General features: G+C 56.0%; 15 protein-coding genes. 10 read left to right on the top strand and 5 right to left on the bottom strand.

All coding sequences use genetic code 11. The annotated features are described in order from the left end of the window. Positions 1–219: 219 nt before the first annotated feature. Positions 220–1,137 carry a cyanophycinase gene (locus O77CONTIG1_RS19850; protein WP_286132424.1) on the top strand — a complete coding sequence of 306 codons (918 nt, stop codon included), beginning with the start codon at positions 220–222 and terminating at the stop codon, positions 1,135–1,137. A 252-nt stretch (positions 1,138–1,389) separates the two neighbouring features. Next, positions 1,390–4,122, top strand: a complete 2,733-nt coding sequence (cphA, locus tag O77CONTIG1_RS19845; protein WP_084782868.1) for a cyanophycin synthetase — start codon at positions 1,390–1,392, stop codon at positions 4,120–4,122. A gap of 98 nt (positions 4,123–4,220) precedes the next feature. Here cphA and O77CONTIG1_RS24900 read toward each other — a convergent pair whose 3' ends face one another. Further along, positions 4,221–4,388 (bottom strand): hypothetical protein, encoded by a 168-nt coding sequence (locus tag O77CONTIG1_RS24900; RefSeq protein WP_156435498.1) that lies wholly within the window; start codon positions 4,386–4,388, stop codon positions 4,221–4,223. Positions 4,389–4,646: 258 nt separating this feature from the next. Between O77CONTIG1_RS24900 and O77CONTIG1_RS19840 the strand changes: the two genes are divergently transcribed. Further along, positions 4,647–5,279, top strand: coding sequence for a CP12 domain-containing protein (locus O77CONTIG1_RS19840; protein WP_068514258.1), 633 nt, complete (start codon positions 4,647–4,649; stop codon positions 5,277–5,279). Positions 5,280–5,428: 149 nt separating this feature from the next. On the opposite strand, the gene O77CONTIG1_RS19835 is transcribed toward O77CONTIG1_RS19840, so the two are convergent. The 3 genes from O77CONTIG1_RS19835 to O77CONTIG1_RS19825 all read right to left on the bottom strand — a co-directional run bounded on the left by O77CONTIG1_RS19835 (position 5,429) and on the right by O77CONTIG1_RS19825 (position 11,881). Beyond that, on the bottom strand, positions 5,429–6,634 hold the full coding sequence (locus O77CONTIG1_RS19835; protein WP_068514255.1) for an ATP-binding protein: 1,206 nt from the start codon (positions 6,632–6,634) through the stop codon (positions 5,429–5,431). Continuing rightward, a complete protein-coding gene (locus O77CONTIG1_RS19830; RefSeq protein ID WP_068514253.1) occupies positions 6,613–8,652 on the bottom strand; it encodes a PAS domain-containing protein in 2,040 nt (679 codons plus the stop codon). Before O77CONTIG1_RS19830 ends, O77CONTIG1_RS19835 begins: the two co-directional genes overlap by 22 nt. Positions 8,653–8,836: 184 nt before the next feature. Beyond that, complete coding sequence (locus tag O77CONTIG1_RS19825; RefSeq protein WP_172799732.1) at positions 8,837–11,881, bottom strand: ATP-binding protein; 3,045 nt, start codon at positions 11,879–11,881, stop codon at positions 8,837–8,839. A gap of 303 nt (positions 11,882–12,184) precedes the next feature. Between O77CONTIG1_RS19825 and O77CONTIG1_RS19820 the strand changes: the two genes are divergently transcribed. Further along, entirely contained in the window at positions 12,185–12,577 is a 393-nt protein-coding gene (locus O77CONTIG1_RS19820) for a hypothetical protein (protein ID WP_068514247.1), read from the top strand. A 96-nt stretch (positions 12,578–12,673) separates the two neighbouring features. On the opposite strand, the gene O77CONTIG1_RS19815 is transcribed toward O77CONTIG1_RS19820, so the two are convergent. Beyond that, on the bottom strand, positions 12,674–13,558 hold the full coding sequence (locus O77CONTIG1_RS19815) for an SDR family oxidoreductase (protein ID WP_068514243.1): 885 nt from the start codon (positions 13,556–13,558) through the stop codon (positions 12,674–12,676). 223 nt (positions 13,559–13,781) lie between these two features. On the opposite strand from O77CONTIG1_RS19815, the gene O77CONTIG1_RS19810 reads away from it, so the two are divergent. From O77CONTIG1_RS19810 to pstB, 6 genes are all read left to right on the top strand, one after another. Continuing rightward, complete coding sequence (locus tag O77CONTIG1_RS19810; RefSeq protein WP_068514240.1) at positions 13,782–14,957, top strand: bifunctional sterol desaturase/short chain dehydrogenase; 1,176 nt, start codon at positions 13,782–13,784, stop codon at positions 14,955–14,957. A 399-nt stretch (positions 14,958–15,356) separates the two neighbouring features. Next, positions 15,357–15,926 carry a DUF4126 domain-containing protein gene (locus tag O77CONTIG1_RS19805; RefSeq protein ID WP_172799731.1) on the top strand — a complete coding sequence of 190 codons (570 nt, stop codon included), beginning with the start codon at positions 15,357–15,359 and terminating at the stop codon, positions 15,924–15,926. Between the two features lie 298 nt (positions 15,927–16,224). Beyond that, on the top strand, positions 16,225–17,304 hold the full coding sequence (locus O77CONTIG1_RS19800) for a PstS family phosphate ABC transporter substrate-binding protein (RefSeq protein WP_068514234.1): 1,080 nt from the start codon (positions 16,225–16,227) through the stop codon (positions 17,302–17,304). Positions 17,305–17,562: 258 nt separating this feature from the next. Then, complete coding sequence (gene pstC / locus O77CONTIG1_RS19795; protein WP_317134147.1) at positions 17,563–18,567, top strand: phosphate ABC transporter permease subunit PstC; 1,005 nt, start codon at positions 17,563–17,565, stop codon at positions 18,565–18,567. Then, complete coding sequence (gene pstA / locus O77CONTIG1_RS19790) at positions 18,564–19,481, top strand: phosphate ABC transporter permease PstA (protein ID WP_068514229.1); 918 nt, start codon at positions 18,564–18,566, stop codon at positions 19,479–19,481. The genes pstC and pstA overlap by 4 nt, the downstream gene beginning before the upstream one ends. An 88-nt stretch (positions 19,482–19,569) precedes the next feature. Next, on the top strand, positions 19,570–20,370 hold the full coding sequence (gene pstB / locus O77CONTIG1_RS19785; protein WP_068514226.1) for a phosphate ABC transporter ATP-binding protein PstB: 801 nt from the start codon (positions 19,570–19,572) through the stop codon (positions 20,368–20,370). Positions 20,371–21,090 lie beyond the last annotated feature (720 nt).

Genomic DNA, 21,090 nt, shown 5'->3' with positions numbered 1-21,090 from the left:
ATTCTATTTGACTGAACTTTATCAGGATAAAGCAGAGTCGGCGATGATGTGCGAGATCGCGCTTGCGAGATTGCTGCTGCACCATTGCTCGTATTTCGACGATTTATCCCACTGTTCATGCCTTGACCGCTGGTTTCGTTGCACCTTCACTGCACGCTAGAAGATTTCTTTGCTGTTTTTCTTGAGTCCCCACTCGCCAGCAACCTTCATTCTTGAGTCATGAGTAGAACTCAACACGGGCTTGGCAAACTATTAGAACGGCTAGTGTCGCGCCGTCCGCCTTCAGAGCGGATGTTTCAACCTGATCCTACCCTCCAGCGTCAACGGATGCCCCAGTCTACAGAAACAGCGGTTATGGTCATCGGCGGTGCCGAAGACAAAGTCCACGGTCGTGAAATTCTTCGCACGTTTTTTCATCGATCGCGCGGTGCAGATGCGCGGATTGCCATTATTCCTTCGGCTTCACGAGAGCCAGGGGTGATTGGCAGCCGCTACCGCGAGATTTTTGAGGACATGGGCGCAAAGGAGATTGCCATTTTCGACATCCAAGATCGGGATCAGGGGAGCCATCCTGATTGGCAGGCGTTTCTGGAAGACTGTACGGGCGTGTTTATGACCGGGGGTGACCAGTTGCGGCTGTGTGGCCTGCTGTCAGATACGCCCATCATGGAGAAGGTGCGAATTCGCGCTCAGCTTGGCGAGATTACGCTGGCGGGCACGAGTGCGGGCGCGGCGGTGATGGGTCAGCACATGATCGCGGGGGGTGGCAGTGGAGAACCGCCCAATCGGTCGCTGGTGGATTTGACCTCTGGGCTGAATATTATTCCTGAAGTGCTGGTGGATCAGCATTTTCACAATCGCAACCGGATGGCGCGACTGATGAGCGCGATCGCCGCTTATCCCGAAAAGCTGGGCATCGGCATTGACGAAGACACCTGCGCTATGTTCCAGGGCAATGGCACCTTTGAGGTGATTGGCAAGGGGACGGTGACGGTAATCGACCCAGAACAGATTTCCTTTACCAACCAGCCTGACGCGGGCACGGACGATCCTCTCAGTATCCACAATCTGCGGGTACATATTCTCAGTCATGGCGATCGCTTCGATTTCTACAAGCGCGTTGTCCTGAATCGGTAACCCATTCGGGGCGATCGCCCTGCCTGCGACCAGTCTCCAGATCTATCCCAATAAGTAATTACTCACAAAAACATCCTGTGATTCATTGCGCGTGGGATAAAAATGCGTCAGGATTCAGGCAGGGGGATGGGAGCAGGCAGTTCTAAAACAAACCTGAAACTGTTTCAAACAATACAGTTTGTCGTTGTTATCCCGCTCGACACTAGACTATCGTGCTTCTAAAGCCGCACTCTATCCTGGAATCCCAGCGCTATGAAGATTCTCAAGACTCAGACGTTGCGAGGCCCCAACTACTGGAGCATTCGATACCCCAAGCTGGTGATCATCCGGCTCGATCTCGAAGACCTGAGCGATCGCCCGTCTAACGAAATCCCCGGATTTTACGACGGGTTGGTATCCCTCCTGCCTAGCTTGGTCGAACACTACTGCTCACCCGGCTGCCGGGGCGGATTCCTCAGCCGCGTCCAGGAAGGCACGATGATGGGGCATATTGTGGAACACGTCGCGCTGGAATTGCAAACGCTGGCCGGGATGCCCGTCGGCTTTGGGCGCACCCGCGAAACCTCGACTCCCGGCGTTTACCAAGTTGTGATGGAGTACAAAAACGAGCAGGCGGGTCGCTACGCAGCGCGGGCGGCGGTTCGCCTCTGCCAAAGCATTGTAGACACGGGACGCTATCCCGTCGAAGAACTGGAGCAAGACCTGAACGACCTGCGGGAACTGGCGATGGAAGCGGCGCTCGGCCCCAGCACCGAGCATATCGTCGCAGCGGCCGAGGCGCGGGGGATTCCCTGGATGCCCCTCAGCACGCGATCGCTCATCCAGCTTGGCTACGGTGAACACCAAAAACGCATCCAGGCCAGCCTCAGCAGCAGCACGGGCATCTTGGGGGTCGAGTTAGCCAGCGACAAGGAAGGCACAAAGCGGCTGCTGGCCGAAGCGGGTGTTCCGGTTCCTCGTGGCACCACGATTTACTACCTGGATGAACTGGAGCAAGCCATTGAAGACGTGGGCGGATTCCCAGTCGTCATCAAACCGCTAGACGGCAACCACGGCCGCGGCATCACCATCGACATCAACTCAATGGCAGAAGCCGAAGAAGCCTATGATGCTGCCCAAGCTGCCTCAAAATCCCATGCGGTGATTGTCGAACGCTTCTATCGCGGACGCGACCACCGGGTTTTGCTCGTCGGTGGCAAAGTGGTGGCGGTGGCAGAGCGCGTCCCTGCTCACGTCATTGGCAACGGCTGCTCTACCATTGCAGAACTGGTAGACGAGACGAATCGCGACCCCCGCCGGGGTACAGGCCATGACAACGTGTTGACCCAGATCGAACTCGATCGCGCTGCCTTTCAAATGCTGGAGCGCCAGGGCTATGCCCTAGACACCGTGCTGCCGATGGGCCAAGTATGCTACTTGAAAGCGACGGCAAACCTCAGCACAGGCGGCATCGCCATCGACCGCACAGACGACATTCACCCCGAAAACCGCTGGATTGCCGAACGCGCCGCCAAGATCATCGGGCTAGACATTGCCGGACTGGACGTGGTAACCCCTGACATTTCTAAACCCATGCGCGAGGTGGATGGCGTAATCGTAGAAGTCAACGCCGCGCCGGGTCTGCGGATGCACTTTTCGCCCAGCGAGGGCACGCCGCGCAACGTGGGCGAAGCCATCATCGATATGCTGTTTCCGCCTGGAACGCCTGGCCGCGTGCCCATTGTGGCGGTGACGGGGACGAATGGCAAAACCACCACCAACCGCCTGATCGCCCACATTTTCAAACAAACCGGGCAGATTGTCGGCTATACCACCACCGACGGCATCTACATCGGCGACTATCTGGTGGAAAAAGGCGACACCACGGGGCCCCAGAGTGCCCAGGTGATCTTGCAAGACCCGACGGTGCAGGTGGCAGTCCTGGAAACGGCGCGGGGAGGGATTTTGCGCTCTGGGCTGGGCTTTAACCAGTGCGACGTGGGTGTGGTGCTAAACGTGGCAGCCGACCACCTGGGCATCGGCGATATCGACACGGTGGAGCAACTGGCGCACCTCAAGAGCGTCGTGGCGGAGAGCGTCGGCGTGGGTGGCTATGCTGTGCTGAATGCGGATGACCCGCTGGTGGCGGCGATGGCTAGCCGCGTCAAGTCGCAGGTGGCCTACTTTGCCATGAATCCAGAGAATCCTGTGGTGCAAAGCCATGTCGCTCAGGGCGGGTTGGCAGCAATTTACGAAAACGGCTACTTGACGCTGGTGAAGGGCGACTGGGCGCTGCGGCTAATGGAGGCGGCTAGCGTACCGCTGACGATGGGCGGCCGTGCGCCGTTTATGATTGCCAATGCGCTGGCGGCTTCGCTGGCGGCCTTTGCCCAAGGCGTTCCGGTCGAAGCCATCCGGCAGGGGCTTGCCACCTTCCAGGCTTCCGCCAGTCAGACCCCCGGCCGCATGAACCTGTTTAACCTGGGCGAGTTTCACGTCCTGCTAGACTATGCCCACAACCCGCACAGCTATGAGGCGCTGGGTGGCTTTGTGCGGAACTGGAATGGCGAGCGGATTGGGGTGATTGGTGGGCCGGGCGATCGCCGCGATGAGGACTTCATCACGCTGGGCCGCCTCTCGGCCGCCATCTTCGACCGGATCTACATCAAAGAAGACAACGACACCCGTGGACGAGCGCGGGGCAGCGCTGCTGCTCTCATCGAAGAAGGCATTCGACAGATCCAGCCGGGGATGAAATATGATGTCATCTTGGATGAAATCGAGGCCATCAACACCGCGCTGGATCGGGCCCCGAAGGATGCGCTGGTGGTAATCCTTCCAGAAAGCGTCAGCCGCGCCATGAGCCTGATCGATGCCCGTCGCCCGATTTCGGAGGCGACCACGCTCCAGCCTACACCGGAAGCTCCACCAGAGCCGCCAAAGCTAGAAGGCAACCCCTTTGAAACAGGCTTTGAAGAGTTTGTGCCGTCTGTGGCAGAGGGGTAGACCGGGATCAGGGTTTAGCGCTTGGGTACGGTCGAAAGACCTGTGAGCCTGTTTCAGGTATAGTGCCGATTGAGCCAGTCTTCAAATTGCCTGAGCGCCTAGCTGGTGCCCATTTGCTTTGCTCGCTTTACAGCATTTGGAATAATTTTGGCAATGGGGAGGCCAGGAAAAGTCGGACTGGTTGCAGATTCAACGGAGCGATCGCCCTGCAAAACGTTTATCTGGAGTGTGCCTGAGTCGTAGAGCCAGATTTCAGGCAGGCTCACTGCGGCACTTTCACCGCGGCACTTTCACTGCAATGTAAGCATTCAGTCGGGTTAGCCAAATTTCACAGCTCGCCGTTCTCTCGGACAAGCCAGGTTTCGAGCTTTTTGGCTCTGTGCCAAGCAGCCAGGGGCAAACTATGTGAGGATAGTGCTGGCTCAACGTGTGGGCTAAGGTTTGGGCAATTCAGAAATGATTGGTAGCATTTTGCAATAATCGGCAACATTCAGTTTTTCTAGGGTTTCTCAAAGGAAAGAATCATGCTGAAAGCGTCTGAGGTGATGTCAAAAGAGGTGGTGACCATTCGCGGTTCGGCCACGGTCTACGAAGCAGTCAAGCTGATGAAGGAAAAGGCAACCTGGACGCTGATTGTCGAGCTGCACCATGACCAGGATGCCTATGGGATTGTGACCGAGACCGACGTAGTTTACAAAGTCGTTGCCTACGGCCTCGACCCAGCGCGGGTGCGCGTGTTTGAAATCATGACCAAGCCCTGCATCGTGGTGAACCCTGACCTGGGCGTAGAATACGTAGCGCGGCTGTTTGCCAACACGGGCATCCACAGCGCCCCGGTGATTCAGGGTGGGCTGCTGGGGCTGATCACGCTGAACGACATTCTCACCAAGGGCGACTTTGTAGAACAGCCCAAAGCCGTGCTGCTGGAAAACCAACTGCAAGAGGCGATCGCCTATGCCCGCCAGGTTTGCGCCGCCAAAGGCATCGACTCGCCCGACTGCGCCGCTGCCTGGGACATTGTGGAAGAACTGCGAGCCGAAGCCGCCCACCAAAAAGCCGATCGCGCCTACGGCGATATCACGGGCGGCAAGTCGGCCTTCGAGCAATATTGTGAAGAAAATCCCGACGCACCCGAAGCCCGGATGTACGATTCGTGAGTAGGGGTTAGGGGTTGGGGGTTAGGGGTTGGGGGTTAGCGGTTAGGGCTGAAATCTCTGCTAAATGAAGCTTTGAAGTTTAATGTTTATCCTAACCATCCTGGTTTTCGACTTTCTGATTTTCGACTTTTTAACCACTCCCTACGCTCTTAGGTTAGCGGAATGCGAATCGTAAAGGTCGTCCCTTTGCCCGGTTCCGATTCGCATTCCAGGCTGCCGCCGTGACGCTGCACCACAATCTGGTAGCTGATGGACAGGCCCAGTCCGGTGCCTTTGCCGACGGGCTTGGTGGTAAAGAAAGGGTCAAACAGGCGATCGCGCGTTTCGGCAGACATGCCCGGGCCGTTGTCGGCAATGCGAATAACAACGAAGCCAGTAGGCTCTTGCGACTGGGGGGTTGCGGATTGGGCAGCAGGTACGGGGGCGATCGCGGGCTGCGGCTCAAACTCGGTCGAAATAGTGATCCGACGAGGCGGGGGGCAGCCCTCCAGCGCGTCGATTGCGTTCGCCAGAATGTTCATAAACACCTGATTTAGCTGGCTCGCATAGCATTCCACCTTGGGCAGCGATCCGTATTCTTTTTCAACGTCAATTCCCGTCCCTTCAGCGTAATTTTTCAGGCGATTTTGCAAGATCAACAGCGTGCTGTCGATGCCTTCGTGAATATCCACAGGCTTTTTCTCTGCTTCGTCGAGCCGAGAGAAGTTTCGCAGCGACAGCACGATCTGGCGGATGCGATCCGCGCCAATTTTCATTGAGGCCATCAGCTTGGGCAGATCGTCGCCAATAAAGTCCAAGTCGATAGATTGGAGCGCCTGGGCCACCTCAGGCGGTGGATCAGGAAGGTGGTTTTGATACAGATGCAGCAGGTGCAGCAGGTCTTTGGTGTAGTTGTTGGCATGAACCAGATTGCCGTTGATGAAATTCACCGGATTGTTGATTTCGTGGGCAATGCCCGCCACCATCTGCCCCAGACTGGACATTTTTTCAGATTGAATCAGGTGCGCCTGGGTCTGCTGGAGGTGCTGCAAGGTCTGGCTGAGCTGGGCGGCTTGGGCTTCGGCGGCGATCGCCGCTTCTCGGCTGCGGGCATATAGCTCTGCCTGGTCGATGGCGATCGCTACCTGGTCGGCGACGGCTTGCAGCAGTTCTACCTCGCTGTCTGTCCAGGCGCGGGGGCTACTGTGATAGCAGGCGATCGCCCCTAGTTTGTGGGAATGGGTCTCCAGCGGCAGCAGCAGCAGCGCTACTGCATCGGCCCGGTTCAGCACCTCTAGCAATCCGGGTTCCACCGTCCCCGGTCGCCCATCGGCAATCCGCACCATTTCTAGGTTCAGCACCTTTTCGCCCAGCACCCCGTCCTGGCCCCGAGTGGATAATCCCCCAGCAAACTAATCAACGCCGGATTCCGCGCTTCGTGCGTAATCTCCAGCCGCGTCGCCTCTAGCGTCGATCGACACCAGAGAAACTGGCAGCGATCGACCTGAAGCAACGACCACACCTCGCTCACTGTCGTTTCCAAAATTGCCACCAGATCGAGCGAGGCGCGAATCTGACTTGCCAGGCGAAACAGCAGCGCTTCCCGCCGACTCAGCAGTTCCTCTCGCGCCAGCGTCCGGTCGATGGCCACAGCCAAGCTGTTGGAAATCCAGCCCAGGGTTTTATGCACCGTTTGGGCAAAGGGCAGATGGCTAAACAGTGCCATGACCCCAATCAGGCGGTCTTCCGTCACCAGCGGGTAGGCCGCAAAGCCGACCACGCGCTCTTGCTCCAGCCAGTCTTTGGAGCCGATGCACATGTCGTTTAGCACGTTGTCAGTGAGGTAGGGGCGGCGCGTCTGGGCGGCGTAGCCAATGACCGATATGCCAATGGGGATGCGGTTTTGAAACTCCTTGGGGCAGGATAAGCCGCCTGCGCTAGCTCGTAGCTCCAGGAGCCGGGTTTCAGGATTCAGCGTCCACACATACGCAGAATGGGCATCGAGATATTGCACCAGTTGGGCGGTGCAGCGCTTCAGAATGTCGGTGACGGTGCCGCCCTGAGACAGGGTTACGCCAACAGCCGCGCCCAGTTCTGCTAGGTGCGATCGCGCTTTGAGTTCCTGCTCGGCTTCTTTGCGCTCGGTAATATCGGTTCGCAGGGCGATATAGCGCTGGGGCTTGCCTGAGTCGTCGAGGATGGGCACGATGGTCGTATCCACCCAGTAGAGGATGTTATTCTTAGCCCGGTTGCAAATTTCGCCGCGCCACACGTTGCCAGAGGCGATCGTCTGCCACAGGTCGCGAAAAAACTCCCGCGAGTGATAGCCAGAGCTAATCAGCCGATGATCTTGCCCGATTAGCTCCTCGCGAGAGTACCAGGAGATCTCGCAGAATTTATCGTTGGCGTAGAGGATCTTGCCTTGGGGGTCGGTGATGGCGGCGATGGAGTGCTGATTTAGCGCGAAGGCCAGATCAGAGAGCAAGTCGTATTGCGGCGGCGCGGAGTCGGGCGGCGCGTCTGCTGAAACTTCGCTGGCAGTGGCGCACAAGAGCTGGCGATCTTGCAGCGGCCCAATCCGCCACTGGAGGCGATGATAGCTGCCGTTGCGGTGGCGGCATCGGTTTTGAAACGTCACCTTTTTGCCCTTGGCGACGACTTTTTGAATGTGGTTGAGGGTGATTTCCCAGTCATCGGGATGGATAAATTCCAGGAACGGCTTGGCCATGAGTTCTGCTGCTGTATAGCCCAGCAGCTTGCGCCAGGCGGGGTTAAGCCGCTTGAGGTAGCCGTCTGCGCCCATCACGCAGGCCAGATGGGCCGACAGGGAAAACAGCAGCTTTTGCTCGGTTTCGGCGGCGTGGTGCTGGGCGATCGCCTCTGTCAGAGCCGCCGTGCGCCGCCGTAGCTCAAGTTGAGCAATGACCTGTCGCGCCAGCAGCCGCAAGCCATCCATCAGCCCTTCCGATGGATTTCCCACCTCCCAACCCATCACCGCCAACACGCCCAGCGCCGCCCCCGCCGGACTTAGCAGCGGCACGCCCGCATAGAACCGCACCGCAGGGGTGCCCACGGCAATCGGCTCAAACACAAACCGCTCATCCTGCTGCAAATCTGTCACCAGCAGCCCGTCTTCGGCGGTCAGCGTGCTGTCCAAACACACCAGCGGATGGCAGGGCGTGTTCTCAGGCCAGCCCGTCAGCGCCTTCAGCCAGTAGCGGTCTTCGCCTGCCAGCGCCGAACTGTCGCCTCGCAAAAAGGCGATCAGCCCCACCGACACGCCTCCTAATTGCGCTGCTAACCGCGCCAGCCCATCAAACCCCTCTTCGGGCGTGCTATCTAAAATGTTGTACTGACGCAGCACATCGAGCGTAGCAAAGTCGGGAACTGGCATAGTTGTGGCACGGAAAGCAAGAGAAATGAGGGGCGGATAGGCACGGGCTGCGAACGTATGAAGCGACGGAAAATTTCTGACTCGGTTCTGACTCGGTTCAGTATTTTCCAAAATACCAGCGCCAGACGAGGGGACAACGCCCCCAATCGCCTATCTTTCCTAGAGTTCCCTTCCCTCTGAAAGACTATACAGTGGATTGGGGGGCTGTCTGGTGGGGTGGGGACACAGGCAGCGCGACGGTGAAACAGGTTTGTCGGGCGGCACTGGCGACCTGAATGCTGCCACCCAAATGTTCCGTCATCTTTTGCACCAAGGCCAGCCCCAGCCCTGTGCCCCCTTGTTTCCAGCGGTCGATGCCAGGGACGCGATAGAACTTCTCAAAAATATGCTCCAGCGCCTCGGCAGGGATTTCCACGCCAGAGTTGCAGACACGCAGCACAAAAAAGCCTGGATTGGGCGAGGGAAGAGAGGCGAAATTTTGCGCTGAGTCGAGATTTGGGGCAGCGGAGAAGGGCTTGAGGGCAAACGGGCGATCGCCCCCGGTCGTTTTGGCTATCGTTTCAGCCGTCGTTTCAGCCGTCGTTTCAGTCATCACCGCAGCTTCGCAGTCAAACAGGCCGACAGCGCAAGCAGCCACCCGAATTTTTTCACCGGGCGGTGTGTATTTGCAGGCATTGTTGAGCAGTTCTGTCAAAATGCGCTCTAGGCAGGCTGGGTCGGACGTGATGACGGGCAGCTTGTCGGAAATTTCAATCTGCAAAGTCTGCTGGCGGTTGCGGATGCGCTCCTGAAACGACTCGACAATGTGCAGCACCCAGTCCTGGAGGGAGATGGGTTCCAACTCAAGGGCCTGCGTCCCGGAGGCGAGGCGCTGTAAATCGAGCAGGTCGTTGATTAAATTAGCCTCACGTTCGCACTCCGCCTCTAAAATCTTCAGATATTGCTCGCGCCGTTCGTTCTGCTGCGACAGTTTCAGCATATTAATCGCCATTTTGATGTTGGTAATCGGGGTTCGCAGTTCGTGAGAGACGGTGCTGAGAAAATCGTCTTTGAGCAGATTCAGGTCTTCCAGCGCCTTGAGCTGAATTTGGGCTGCTTCATATAGCCGCGCCTGCCGTAGGGCGATCGCACACTGGCTGGCCACCTGCTGCACCAGCCGCACCTCTGGCTCCTCAAAGCATTCGCCCTGGGGCTTAAATAGCCATAGATCCCCCAACACGCCCTGATCGTCCCAAATTGGATGGGCCAGCACCGTCATCATGCAGGCAGTGGGGCGGACTGGATGGGGCAGCGCGGCGCAAAACTGGCAGGATTCTCCCCGCAGCAGCAAACCATGAACCTCTGAAAACTCATTGGGAATGGCAAAGCTCGTGCCCAGCGCCGACGGCAGGGCAATTGTATATTCGTACTGAATTGTCGAATACTTTTGGTCGGCACTGTAGAGCGCTGCATCACAACAGAGGAGGTTTAGCTCTTGCCCCAGCGCCTGCACCGCCGTCTGCAAAATCTGCGACTCGTCCAGGCTGTCGCGCACGCTGTCGGTAATGCGCCTGACCAATGCTTCGTAGCTCAGCGCCTGCTGAATCGCGCCAAACTGCTGGGTCAGCGTTTTGCCCATCGTTCTAAAGTTTTTGACCAGAAACGCGAGTTCGGTGATCTGGCTGTCGGGCCAGTCGATGGGCTGCCCAGCCAGCAGCTTGTCGGGTAGATTGGTCGTGACCTGGGCAAGTCGGGACAGGGGGCGCACCATCCGCTGGCTCACCAGCGCCGACACCAGCAGCGCCAAGAGCGCGATCGCCAGCAGCAGCGCCAGATTGCGGGAATAGATGCGCTGGATGTTGCGGACATCGGATTGAGCTGAAGCCTCGGCAACTAGCGTCCACGGTAGCCCCGCTGCCACAGGCACCGCCTGCCCAAACCAGGAGTTCATCCAGCGGGCCATGATGGGCCGGCTTCGCTCAGGAAACACCTGATAAAAATTGTCGCCCAAAGGTTCTACGATACTGTCCTGTGGCTGTTGAAACCGGGAGCCTGGCGGGCGATCGCCCCGCGTACTCAGCACCACAGTCTGGTTTCGCCCGACGAGTGTGAGATCCATTCCCTCCCCGCTGAGGCTTTGCCGCAGCAGCGTCTCCACGCGGCCCAACCCCACCTCGCTGAGGATCAGTCCCTCCAGCCGCAGCCTCTGCACAATAGGTACACTCCAAACCACACGTGGCAGCGCTCCAGGAATCACATCCGACAAGATGGGCTGAAGCGTCTGTCGGGCCAAGCGGATATCTTCTTGCCGGAGGGCGATCGCTACATCCGACTCCCCATCAGACATGGTATCGCTAGATACAATTACCCGACCCTCCCGATCCCACACCTGCACCCGATGCAAATCGGGCAAGAGCCGCTGAGACGATTCGAGATGGTGCTGCAAATGCTCCTGATCAGACTCGCCATATTTCGCAACTTGCAGCGCCAGCTCACTTGCCGATTGCAAGTGTTCCTGATGCCACAATCGCAGCGACGCTACGGCATGGCCCGATACGCGACTCAAGTCTGCCTGAGCATCGGAGCGAATCGTATCAATCACATCGCGGCTGGCAAACATAATCAGCAGCAGCGTCGGCAAAAATACAAAAGCCACCAGCAGGTTAAACAGCGCTTGCTGTAGCGCAAGAGAGTTGAGCGCTTTGGGGCGATCGATCCAGCGATGGATGGGCAAGTAGATCATCAGCAGACTGGCAATCAGTGCGTTGAAGATGCCATTCACAGGCTGCTTGAGTAAAATAATTTGCACCTGCACAGGATCAATCTGCAACACTTTATCGTAGAAAAACCAGCCCAGGGGAACCCCGATCAGCAGCCAGAAGAGTCCATTCAGCAGCACAAGGTTTGGACGGCTTGCGGAGCAGCTGTGATAAAACAAAAACCCAACAAACAGCGCTTCCAGCGTAAAAACCATTCCTGCATAAGGGTGTCCCCACAGAAAGTAGGTACAGGCACCACTCAGCGCACCCGCCAAAACGCCCCAGCGAACCCCATAAAACCCCACCACCAGCCACACGGCAATGGAGCCAAAAATCAGGTCAATATTAAAAAACAAGTTCCATCGCGCCAGATTGCCCAGGTAGCTGGCGACGAGCAAAATCAGTAGACCCAGAATACTTCTGCGCCGGAGAGGAAAACCAGTGAGTTGCCCCAGTTGGCGCTTTAGCCCCATATCGCCTGCCCTTTCCAAGAGGCTTTACAGCATCTACCTATGCCACTCAGCATTTCTTTGCAGTTACACACCGCTGTTTCTATATAACCCCAGGCGGCTTACGGAATCTGCATTCACAAGTAGGTCTGTTTCAAAAATTGATTTTTTAGGGTGAGTTTTTCCCATCTGCCCAGTCTGAATTTTCGAGCCGTCCAGGAACAGACTCAGAATTCGGAAATCTCTCCTGGGAAATTCGAGCTTTCCATCTGGGCTTGGTATGATGCGCGTTATCACAATAAAGGAGTGGATTCGCAGAAATCCCGATTGTTTAGGGAGACAGCCATGAATCAAAACGGCTATGGAGGGTTGCGGTTTACCCTGTCAGGATTAGGATTTTGGATGACTTTGCTGGCGATCGCCTGGCTATTGGGCATGGTAGGGCTGGGCTGGCTGGTGAAGTCTTTTATTGTGCTGATTGGGTTACTGATTCTAACGCCCGTGATTGCCTTTTTTGCCTTTCGCTGGTGGCTCAGCCGCAACCTGGTAGAAGCGCTCTGCCCCGTCTGCGAAACCCGTTCCGCAGGGATTAATGGCACCCAACTCCGCTGCCCCAATTGCGGCGAAGCGCTGCGCGTCGAGAAGGGCGCGTTTTATCGCATCACGCCACCAGGCACGATTGATGTGCAGGCTGTCGAGATTAAAGCCAAGCCGATTGAGGAAGCGCAGGAGGAGTAGGGATAGCGCTTCTAGATTTCTGCCTATGGCTTGAACGGCGGAGTAGCCCGAGCAGCAGCTTGATCAATTGCGGGATAATTGCTCGACTGTTCATTCTTAGGCGCTGAGATATCGCCGCAGGAAGGTATCCAGCGTTTCTAGCTGGATACCGTAGGCAGATTGAAGTTGCTCGACTTCGGCAGGCGTAGTGTAAAACTCGTTGGCTAGCAGCGTGCGGAAGGTGCCCAGCGAGGCTTTGAGTTCTGGATTCACCAGACCGATTGCTGCCCGCAGCCCGTCGATTGCCAGCAGCGGCGGGTTGATCAAAATCGGCTCCTTTTTGAAGATGCGGGCAAAGATATTGGGAATTTCGCCGCGCTCCAGGATTTCCGGGCCGCCTGCATTGAAGATTTGTCCGTGGGCAGCGGGTGTGGTGGCCGAGGCGATCGCCAGTTTGGCCAGATCATCAGTGCTAATAATAGAGGTGCGCGTTTTGGGGTCGCCAATCAGCAGATACACGCCGCTCTTGCGGAACTGCTCCGCCAGCGGCAGCAGATTCGATGCAAAGCCCGCTGGCCGCAGAATGGTGTAGTTTAGCCCGCTGGCTTGCAGGTATTTTTCGACCGCCGACTTCGCTTTGAACACGGGCGCATCTTCATAGTTGCGGTCAGCTCCCATCACCGAGATAAAGGTGAAATGCTGCACGCCCGCCGATTTCGACAAATCGATCAGATCGATATTGGCGCGATAGTCGAGCGCCTGAGCGCCTCCGCTGGCTTCGTTTGAGCCGTGAGCGCTGATGACAAATTGCACGCCCTGGAGCGCTTTTTGCAGATCTCGCTCTTGCGTTAGATCACCGATGAAAATGTCTGCGCCGCGCTTTTCTAATTCGCTGTAGCGAGAAGTGAGCCGCACAAATGCCCGCACGGGCTGTCCTTGGTCGCGCAGTTGCCGCACAATGCGCTTGCCCAATCCGCCCGTTGCCCCGGTGACTAAAAACATATCGCCCGTCCTGAATCCTGGATTTTACAAGCTTGCTGGCGATCGCCCGTTTCTCAGCTTGCTAGCAGAGCGATCGCGTCTTCTGAAACGATGTCACATTACGTTACACTGTCTATGATTTCCACCATACCGCAGCCCTTGAAGATCGGGCATTGGCCCTACGTTAGACATTCGCTTCCACTTTTACTCTGCGTATTCAACCGTTTATTGCTAGTTTTTCTAAATGATTACCCCCGGCGGTCTTCTCGGCTTTATCCTGTTGGCGGCGGCATCCGTGGTGTTTGCCGAACTGGTGCGCGACTGTTATCACATTGCGGGGCACTATTGGCAACCGCTCCAGCGCAGCCACAATCTGCACCACAAGGCCTATCGCCGCGACCTCAGCATCGTCAGCCTGGAGGCATACAAGCAAGCGCAACTTTATAATGACGTGCCAGAGGCGATCGCCATGCTGTCGGCCGGGGCGCTGCTGGTGGCGATGACTCAAAACCTGGCGCTGGCAGCGGGCTGCCTCTATTCGCTGGGGTTTCTGATTACCGCATACTCGCGATCGCGGGGCTGGCTGCTGGCCACCGACCTGACGCACAAACCCGGCGATTTGGATACGATTCCTTCGCAGTGGACGGTAAACCGCACGTACCACTGGCGGCATCATTTTGACCAGGGCAATGCTTATTATTGCGGGTACTTTACCATCGTGGACAAGATACTGGGCACGGCGCTTTCGCTCAAAGGGAAAACGGTTGCGGTGACGGGCGCATCGGGCACGCTGGGGCGGGCGCTGATCCACCAGTTGCAGCAGCAGGGCGCAAAGCCGATCGCCATCACCACCTGCGAGGGGGCCGAGTTTGGCGATCGCGTCGAGGTGCTGCCCTGGTGTGCGGGGCGCGAGTTTGAGTTAGCGGAACGGCTGCAAACTGTAGATATTCTAATTATTAATCACGGGATCAACGTGCATGGCGATCGCACACCCGAAGCCATCCAAAAATCCTTCCAGGTCAACACGTTTTCAGCGTGGAACCTAGCGGAACTGTTCCTCAGCACCGTGCAAAAGTCAGAACACCGAGCGCTGAAGGAACTTTGGATCAACACCTCCGAAGCCGAAGTCAGCCCCGCCCTCAGCCCGCTTTATGAAATGTCGAAGCGGACGCTGGGCGACCTGATTACGCTGCGGCGGCTGGATGCGCCCTGCGTGATTCGCAAGCTGATCCTGGGCCCGTTCAAAAGCAACCTCAACCCGATCGGCGTGATGGATGCAACCTGGGTGGCTGGGGCGATCGTGGCGCTGGCCAAGCGCGATTTTCGCGACATTATCGTCACGATTAATCCGCTGACCTACATTGCGTTTCCGATTAAAGAAGCGCTGAAATCGCTCTATTTTCGCCTGTTTTCTCGATAAACTCGCCCCACTGCTGAGACAGCACAGCGAATCAGCAAATCAAGATCGCGATCGCCACAGCAGGTCTGGGGCGCGTCATCAACTCACCTCAGAACCCTTGAGGAATCAGCAGCACCCGCCCAAACAAACCAGGCTAGGGGCTGAAACTCCTAAGAAATCTAATATTTCGCCGATAACTGATGACAGCCTCTAGTTGCGGCGAAATCTATCGCGCCTGACTAAAAATCATCTAAAATACTTTGGAAAAATCAAGTTAGGAAAAATCTAGCAAACTGCGCTAATTTCGGGCTGGTTTGGGCTAAAACGATCCAATTTTGCTAGAAACCGGATTTTAAGAAGCGCTTAACAGCAGATGCATCAATAAACCTGCAATACTTCCCTCATGGGCTGGAGGATTCTTTGGAAACTTTAATCAGCTTGCTGGCGGGCGTCAGCCTCAGCGCTGCCACCGGGTTTCGGCTGTTTGTGCCGTTTTTGGTGATGAGCATCGCCACAGCCACAGGGCACATGACCCCCGCCCAGGGCTTTGAATGGATCGGCTCTCCAGTCGCCATTACGGCCTTTGCCGTGGCTACCGGGGTCGAAGTGGCAGGCTACTACATCCCCTGGGTCGATGAAATTTTGGATTTGATCACCACGCCCGCGGCCCTCGTTGCGGGAGCGGTGCTAACCGCCTCCACCCTGGTGGATATTAGCCCCTTCCTCCAGTGGACGCTGGCCATCATCGCCGGAGCCGGAGCCGCCGGACTCACCAAAGGCATGACCGACGTGGCCCGCCTCACCTCCACCGCCACCACAGGCGGCATCGCCAACCCCGCGCTCTCCACGATGGAATTGTTCACCTCATCGGTGATTTCGGTGATGGCGATTCTGATTCCGCTGCTCACGGGGGTCGTTATTATCGGCCTGCTCGGCTACGCGGCTTACAAAGTGTGGCGCTTCTTTGGTCGTCGCCGTCGGTTTAGATAGCCTGCCCCCCAGAAAAGCCGAATTCTTTTGCTAAATGTCGATTTCATGACCTGGTTCCCACAGGCTGAGAAAAGCCGCTGAATGAATTTGGGCTGGCGTCGCCCGATCGCTGGAATCCCCGCTCTACAACGGATTTACAAAATGGCGATCGCCCTCCTCTGCCATCGATCCGAACCCCAAAGACCATTTTCAGTCGTCTAAGATACATTTCTTCGGATCGGCTTAACCTCTTCTTTACGATGAAACTGTAGAATGCCAACGTTTGACAGAAACAAACCCTAACAGGAATTTCTAGACTATGGCATTCCAACTCCATCTTCGTTCTAAGCGCTCTGCTGCGTTTGCGGCTCTGACAGCGGCTACTCTGGGTCTGGCAGTTGCCTGCGGCGGCACCACCACAGGCGGCGGCACCACCACCGCCGAAAGCCCAGCCGCTGGCGGCACCACCACCGCGTCTGACCTCACGGGCAGCGTGCTAGTCGATGGCTCCAGCACCGTTTTCCCTATCTCTGAAGCAATGGCAGAAGAGTTCATGAAAGCAAACCCCGGCGTCCGCGTCACTGTGGGCGTGTCTGGCACGGGCGGCGGCTTCAAGAAGTTCTGCGCGGGTGAAACCGACATCTCCAACGCGTCTCGTCCCATCAAGGCCGAAGAAATTGAACTCTGCAAACAGAACGGTATTGAGTACGTCGAAATACCTATTGCGTTTGACGGTCTAACGGTGGTGGTTCACCCCGACAACGATTTCGTGAGTTGTCTGACTGTAGACGAGCTGAAAAAGATGTGGGAACCCGCCGCCCAAGGCACCATCACCAACTGGAACCAGATTCGCCCTGATTTTCCCAATCGTCCCTTGTCCCTCTACGGTGCGGGCACCGACTCTGGCACCTATGACTACTTCACCGCTGCCATCGTGGGCAAAGAGGGCGAAAGCCGGGGAGACTATACCGCCAGTGAAGATGACAACGTGATCGTGCAGGGCGTCAGTGCCGACCCCAATAGCGTCGGGTTCTTCGGCTACGCCTACTACATCGAAAACGAGGGCAAACTGAAGGCAGTTGAGATTGACAACGGGAACGGCTGTGTTGCCCCCAGCCCAGAAACGATTGCAGACGGCAGCTATGCCCCGCTGTCGCGTCCTGAGTTCTTCTATGTCAAGTCCACCTCTTTAGACAATCCAGCAGTCGAGGCTTTTGCGCGCTTTCAGATTGACCCCGCCAATGCTGGCTTAGTCTCTGAAGTGGGCTATGTGCCTCTGCCTCCTGAAATTCAAGCTCCTTCCACCGCCCGCATCGACGAGCGCAAAATCGGGACGTTGTTTAACGGCGGATCTGCTGTCGGTTTGAAGCTGAGCGAGCTTCTGAGCAAGGAACAATAGGAACCTCTCGGTTGAGGCTTCTGGTTGAATTCTCTTGATTGAGGCAGCCGCATCAATGGATGGCTGCCTCCCTCAATCAAGCCTTTCAGCTCACGCACGAATCAAATCCTGTGATCGATTGGGCTGAGGTGGGTCTGGTTTAACAGAAGACTGGCTAGACTATTGCTCGCCTCAGTCTACTTTCTCAGTGTACTTTGCAGCTTTGAGTCGTGATTGGTTGGCTAATGCCAGACGCGCTCCCAACTCCTGTCGAGCGGATTGGCTTCTTTCAGGCTTTTCAGGCTTTATTATTGCGGCGTTCTTTGTTCTTTCTACGGGCTATCTGGCATGACTAGTGACTCACCCAATGCTCAGGCGGCTGGGCTTTGGCAACCCAATCGGCAACTTAATAAAAGAGTTGAAGCCATTGTAAAGGTTTTGTTTGGAGGCTTCGCTTTAATTTCTGTGGTAACGACGCTCGGTATCGTCCTCACCCTTATTTTTGAAACCTTTGAGTTCTTTCGGGAGGTGCCACTCTGGAGATTCCTGAGCGATCGCCAGTGGACGCCGCTGTTTTCCAATGCCCAGTATGGTATCTGGGTGCTAGTTAGCGCTACGCTGCTGACCACTGGCATTGCCATTTTGGTAGCGCTGCCCCTCGGGCTGCTGGCAGCAGTTTATTTGAGTGAATATGCAAATCCCAAGGTTCGCAAATGGCTAAAGCCAGCGCTCGAAATCTTGGCTGGGGTGCCTAGCGTGGTGTTTGGCTACTTTGCCCTCCTCACGGTAACCCCCTTTTTAAGGAGCTTCATCCCTGGTCTCCAGGGATTCAACGCCCTCAGTGCGGGTCTAATTTTGGGTGTTTCCATCATTCCGCTAGTAGCTTCACTGAGTGAGGATGCGCTTTATTCGGTGCCAGACAGCTTGCGGCAAGGCTCCTATGCAATTGGCGCGACCAAGCGCGAGACCATTACCTCGGTTGTAATTCCGGCAGCCCTGTCAGGCATTGTGGCATCGTTCATTTTGGCGGTGTCTCGCGCCATTGGTGAGACGATGATCGTTAGCTTGGCGGCAGGGCAGAACCCTACCCTAGGATTCAATCCGCTAGTACCTGTGATGACGATGACGGCGTTTATCGTGCAGGTCAGCTTGGGTGACACGCCCGCGGGTTCGCTGGCTTACAAGTCTATTTTTGCAGTTGGGATGACTCTTTTTCTGATGACCCTGGTGCTCAACATTATTAGTTTCTGGGTCGTGCGTCGTTTCCGGGAGAAGTACGAATGACAGTTCAGAATCCTCAAATATCGGGTGGCTTTTCGCCGGTTGAGAGCGAATTTAAGCCCGCAACAGCGCAGCGCTATCGCTGGGATCGAATCTTCTGGTTCGCTTCCCTGGCTGCCGTTGTGATTTCACTCCTGGTTTTGCTGGTCTTGCTGATTGACGTGTTGACCGATGGACTGCCTCGACTCAGTTGGCAGTTCCTCACCACCTTTCCGTCTCGCCGTGCTGAAGAAGCAGGTTTGCTGTCGGCGCTGGTGGGGTCAATTTACTTGCTGTTCATTGTGGCGATCTTTGCGTTCCCCATTGGCGTTGGCGCGGGCATTTTTTTAGAGGAGTTTGTTGCTGATAGCTGGTTTGAGAACATTATCGAAGTCAACATCTCTAACTTGGCGGGTGTGCCTTCCATCATCTACGGACTGCTGGGACTGGCGATGTTCGTGCGCTTAATGGAGCCGATTACAGGCGGACGCAGCCTATTGGCAGGTGGCTTGACGCTGGCGCTGCTGGTGCTGCCGGTGATTATCGTGTCTACTCGCGAGGCGCTGAGAGCAGTGCCCGATAGTCTTCGTTTGGCGGGCTTTGCGCTGGGGGCAACCCGCTGGCAGGTAGTGCGAGAGCAAATTCTTCCCCAGGCGTTTCCAGGGATTTTGACGGGGATGATCTTGGCGCTGTCTCGTGCGATTGGCGAAACGGCTGCGCTAATTACGATTGGAGCGCTGACGTTCATTTCGTTCTTGCCGGAGTCTTGGAGAGACCCGTTCACGGCGCTGCCGATTCAGATTTACAACTGGGTGTCTCGCCCTCAGAAGCCGTTTCATATCAACTCAGCGGCCGGGATTATCGTGCTGATGGCGCTGTTGCTGCTGATGAACTCTGTTGCTATTTACTTGCGAAATAGGTTTCAGCGCAGGTTTTAGGTTCTTGGGATGGGGGCGATCGCCAAGTTGCTATTGCCCCAACGGTCGTTCTCTAACTGCTGCATTTTTTATTTGAGGTAGGTTATTCATGCAAGTGAGTTCTTCTGTCGATACGGGCACTGCCTTTAGAGTCGAAAAAACGTCCTATTTCTACGGCCCTGTGATGGCTGTGAAGGACGTATACATGGACATTCCCGACCGCAAGATTACGGCGTTCATCGGCCCATCGGGTTGCGGCAAAAGTACGGTTCTGCGCTGTTTTAATCGCTTGAACGACCTGATTCCGGGGGCCCACATTGAGGGCAAGATCACCTATCACGGGGTGGATATCTACGACCCTAGGGTTGACCCGATTGAACTGCGTCGTCGAGTTGGGATGGTGTTTCAAAAGCCGAACCCATTCCCGAAGTCGATTTACGAAAACATTGCCTTTGGGGCGCGGATCAACGGCTATAAAGGCGATATGGATACGCTGGTGGAGCGCTCTCTGCGGTCGGCGGCGCTGTGGGACGAGGTGAAGGACAAGCTGAAGCAGAGTGGGCTGTCGCTGTCGGGTGGACAGCAGCAGCGGCTTTGCATTGCGCGGGCGATCGCCATTGAGCCAGAAGTGCTGCTGATGGACGAACCCTGCTCGGCGCTGGACCCGATTTCGACGCTGCGGGTTGAGGAACTGATGCAAGAACTGAAGCAGGACTACACGATTATCATCGTGACGCACAACATGCAGCAGGCCTCTCGCGTGTCGGACATGACGGCCTTCTTCAACGCGCAGGCTACTGAAAAGGGTGGCAAGATGGGCTATCTAGTGGAATATGCACCGACTCAGCAAATCTTCAACAACCCCCAGCAGGTTGCCACGCAGGACTACGTGAGTGGTCGTTTCGGCTAAGTTTTGGCAAAGAGACTTTAGTAGACACCGTTTGGTTTCGCCACTGCTTTTTCAGCTTCATGTTTGAAGTTCCTCTGGATGTGGATTTTGCATTCAGAGGCACTTTGCTGTCTTGATGACAGGTAGATTCACGACTGCATCCTGCCCGTGTGATTTAAAGAGTGTATAGAGAGTGCTTGTCCTAATCATTCCCTGATCATTATCTGTACTGTCCGGTATCCTGTTTTGAGTTTTAGATTGGGCGATCGCCCGTTGATTAACGTCTTTTTGCTATCTTCTTAGCGTTTCAACCGGTAATTCAGGGGTATTCAAAGGGCTTTCAAAGGATGTTCAAAAGATGTCCATAGGGCATTCAAAGGGCATTCTAAAGGGCGATCGCCCTTTAGCGCAAAACTGGACATTTGCCCTGCTTTTTGGACACTATATCCTGAGCGTCTATCATTAATTTTTGCGAATTTTAGAGCAGATTTGCGTCAAATTATGCGTTCAAATTTTCTCTAAAACACGCTTCACTAAGGCAGGATTTGCTTTGCTTTGTGCGGCGTGGAAAGGGGATTTTTGGGGTGCGCGATCGCGTATAATCAGACGTTACCGCTCAGTTGTGTGTGACTGACCTGCCGGAGTTTGTGCTTCAGGAAAGGACACTCTGGCCGGTTCACCTGTCGAGTGAATCGCCTTGTCCAGGGCACTTTCAACCCAGCTTGTTTGCGTTATGGCTGA

It is taken from the genome of Leptolyngbya sp. O-77 (assembly GCF_001548395.1).
Taxonomy (GTDB): Bacteria; Cyanobacteriota; Cyanobacteriia; order Elainellales; family Elainellaceae; genus Thermoleptolyngbya.
The sequence above is the reverse complement of the archived record's forward strand: the minus strand, read 5'-3'. Positions and strand labels throughout refer to the sequence as shown.

What these genes read in the sequence shown, in the direction of transcription:
- O77CONTIG1_RS19850 (WP_286132424.1), top strand. Translation starts at nt 220, where the DNA reads ATGAGTAGAACTCAACACGGGCTTGGCAAACTATTAGAACGGCTAGTG.
- cphA (WP_084782868.1), top strand. Translation starts at nt 1,390, where the DNA reads ATGAAGATTCTCAAGACTCAGACGTTGCGAGGCCCCAACTACTGGAGC.
- O77CONTIG1_RS19840 (WP_068514258.1), top strand. Translation starts at nt 4,647, where the DNA reads ATGCTGAAAGCGTCTGAGGTGATGTCAAAAGAGGTGGTGACCATTCGC.
- O77CONTIG1_RS19830 (WP_068514253.1), bottom strand. Translation starts at nt 8,652, where the DNA reads ATGCCAGTTCCCGACTTTGCTACGCTCGATGTGCTGCGTCAGTACAAC.
- O77CONTIG1_RS19820 (WP_068514247.1), top strand. Translation starts at nt 12,185, where the DNA reads ATGAATCAAAACGGCTATGGAGGGTTGCGGTTTACCCTGTCAGGATTA.
- O77CONTIG1_RS19815 (WP_068514243.1), bottom strand. Translation starts at nt 13,558, where the DNA reads ATGTTTTTAGTCACCGGGGCAACGGGCGGATTGGGCAAGCGCATTGTG.
- O77CONTIG1_RS19810 (WP_068514240.1), top strand. Translation starts at nt 13,782, where the DNA reads ATGATTACCCCCGGCGGTCTTCTCGGCTTTATCCTGTTGGCGGCGGCA.
- O77CONTIG1_RS19800 (WP_068514234.1), top strand. Translation starts at nt 16,225, where the DNA reads ATGGCATTCCAACTCCATCTTCGTTCTAAGCGCTCTGCTGCGTTTGCG.
- pstA (WP_068514229.1), top strand. Translation starts at nt 18,564, where the DNA reads ATGACAGTTCAGAATCCTCAAATATCGGGTGGCTTTTCGCCGGTTGAG.
- pstB (WP_068514226.1), top strand. Translation starts at nt 19,570, where the DNA reads ATGCAAGTGAGTTCTTCTGTCGATACGGGCACTGCCTTTAGAGTCGAA.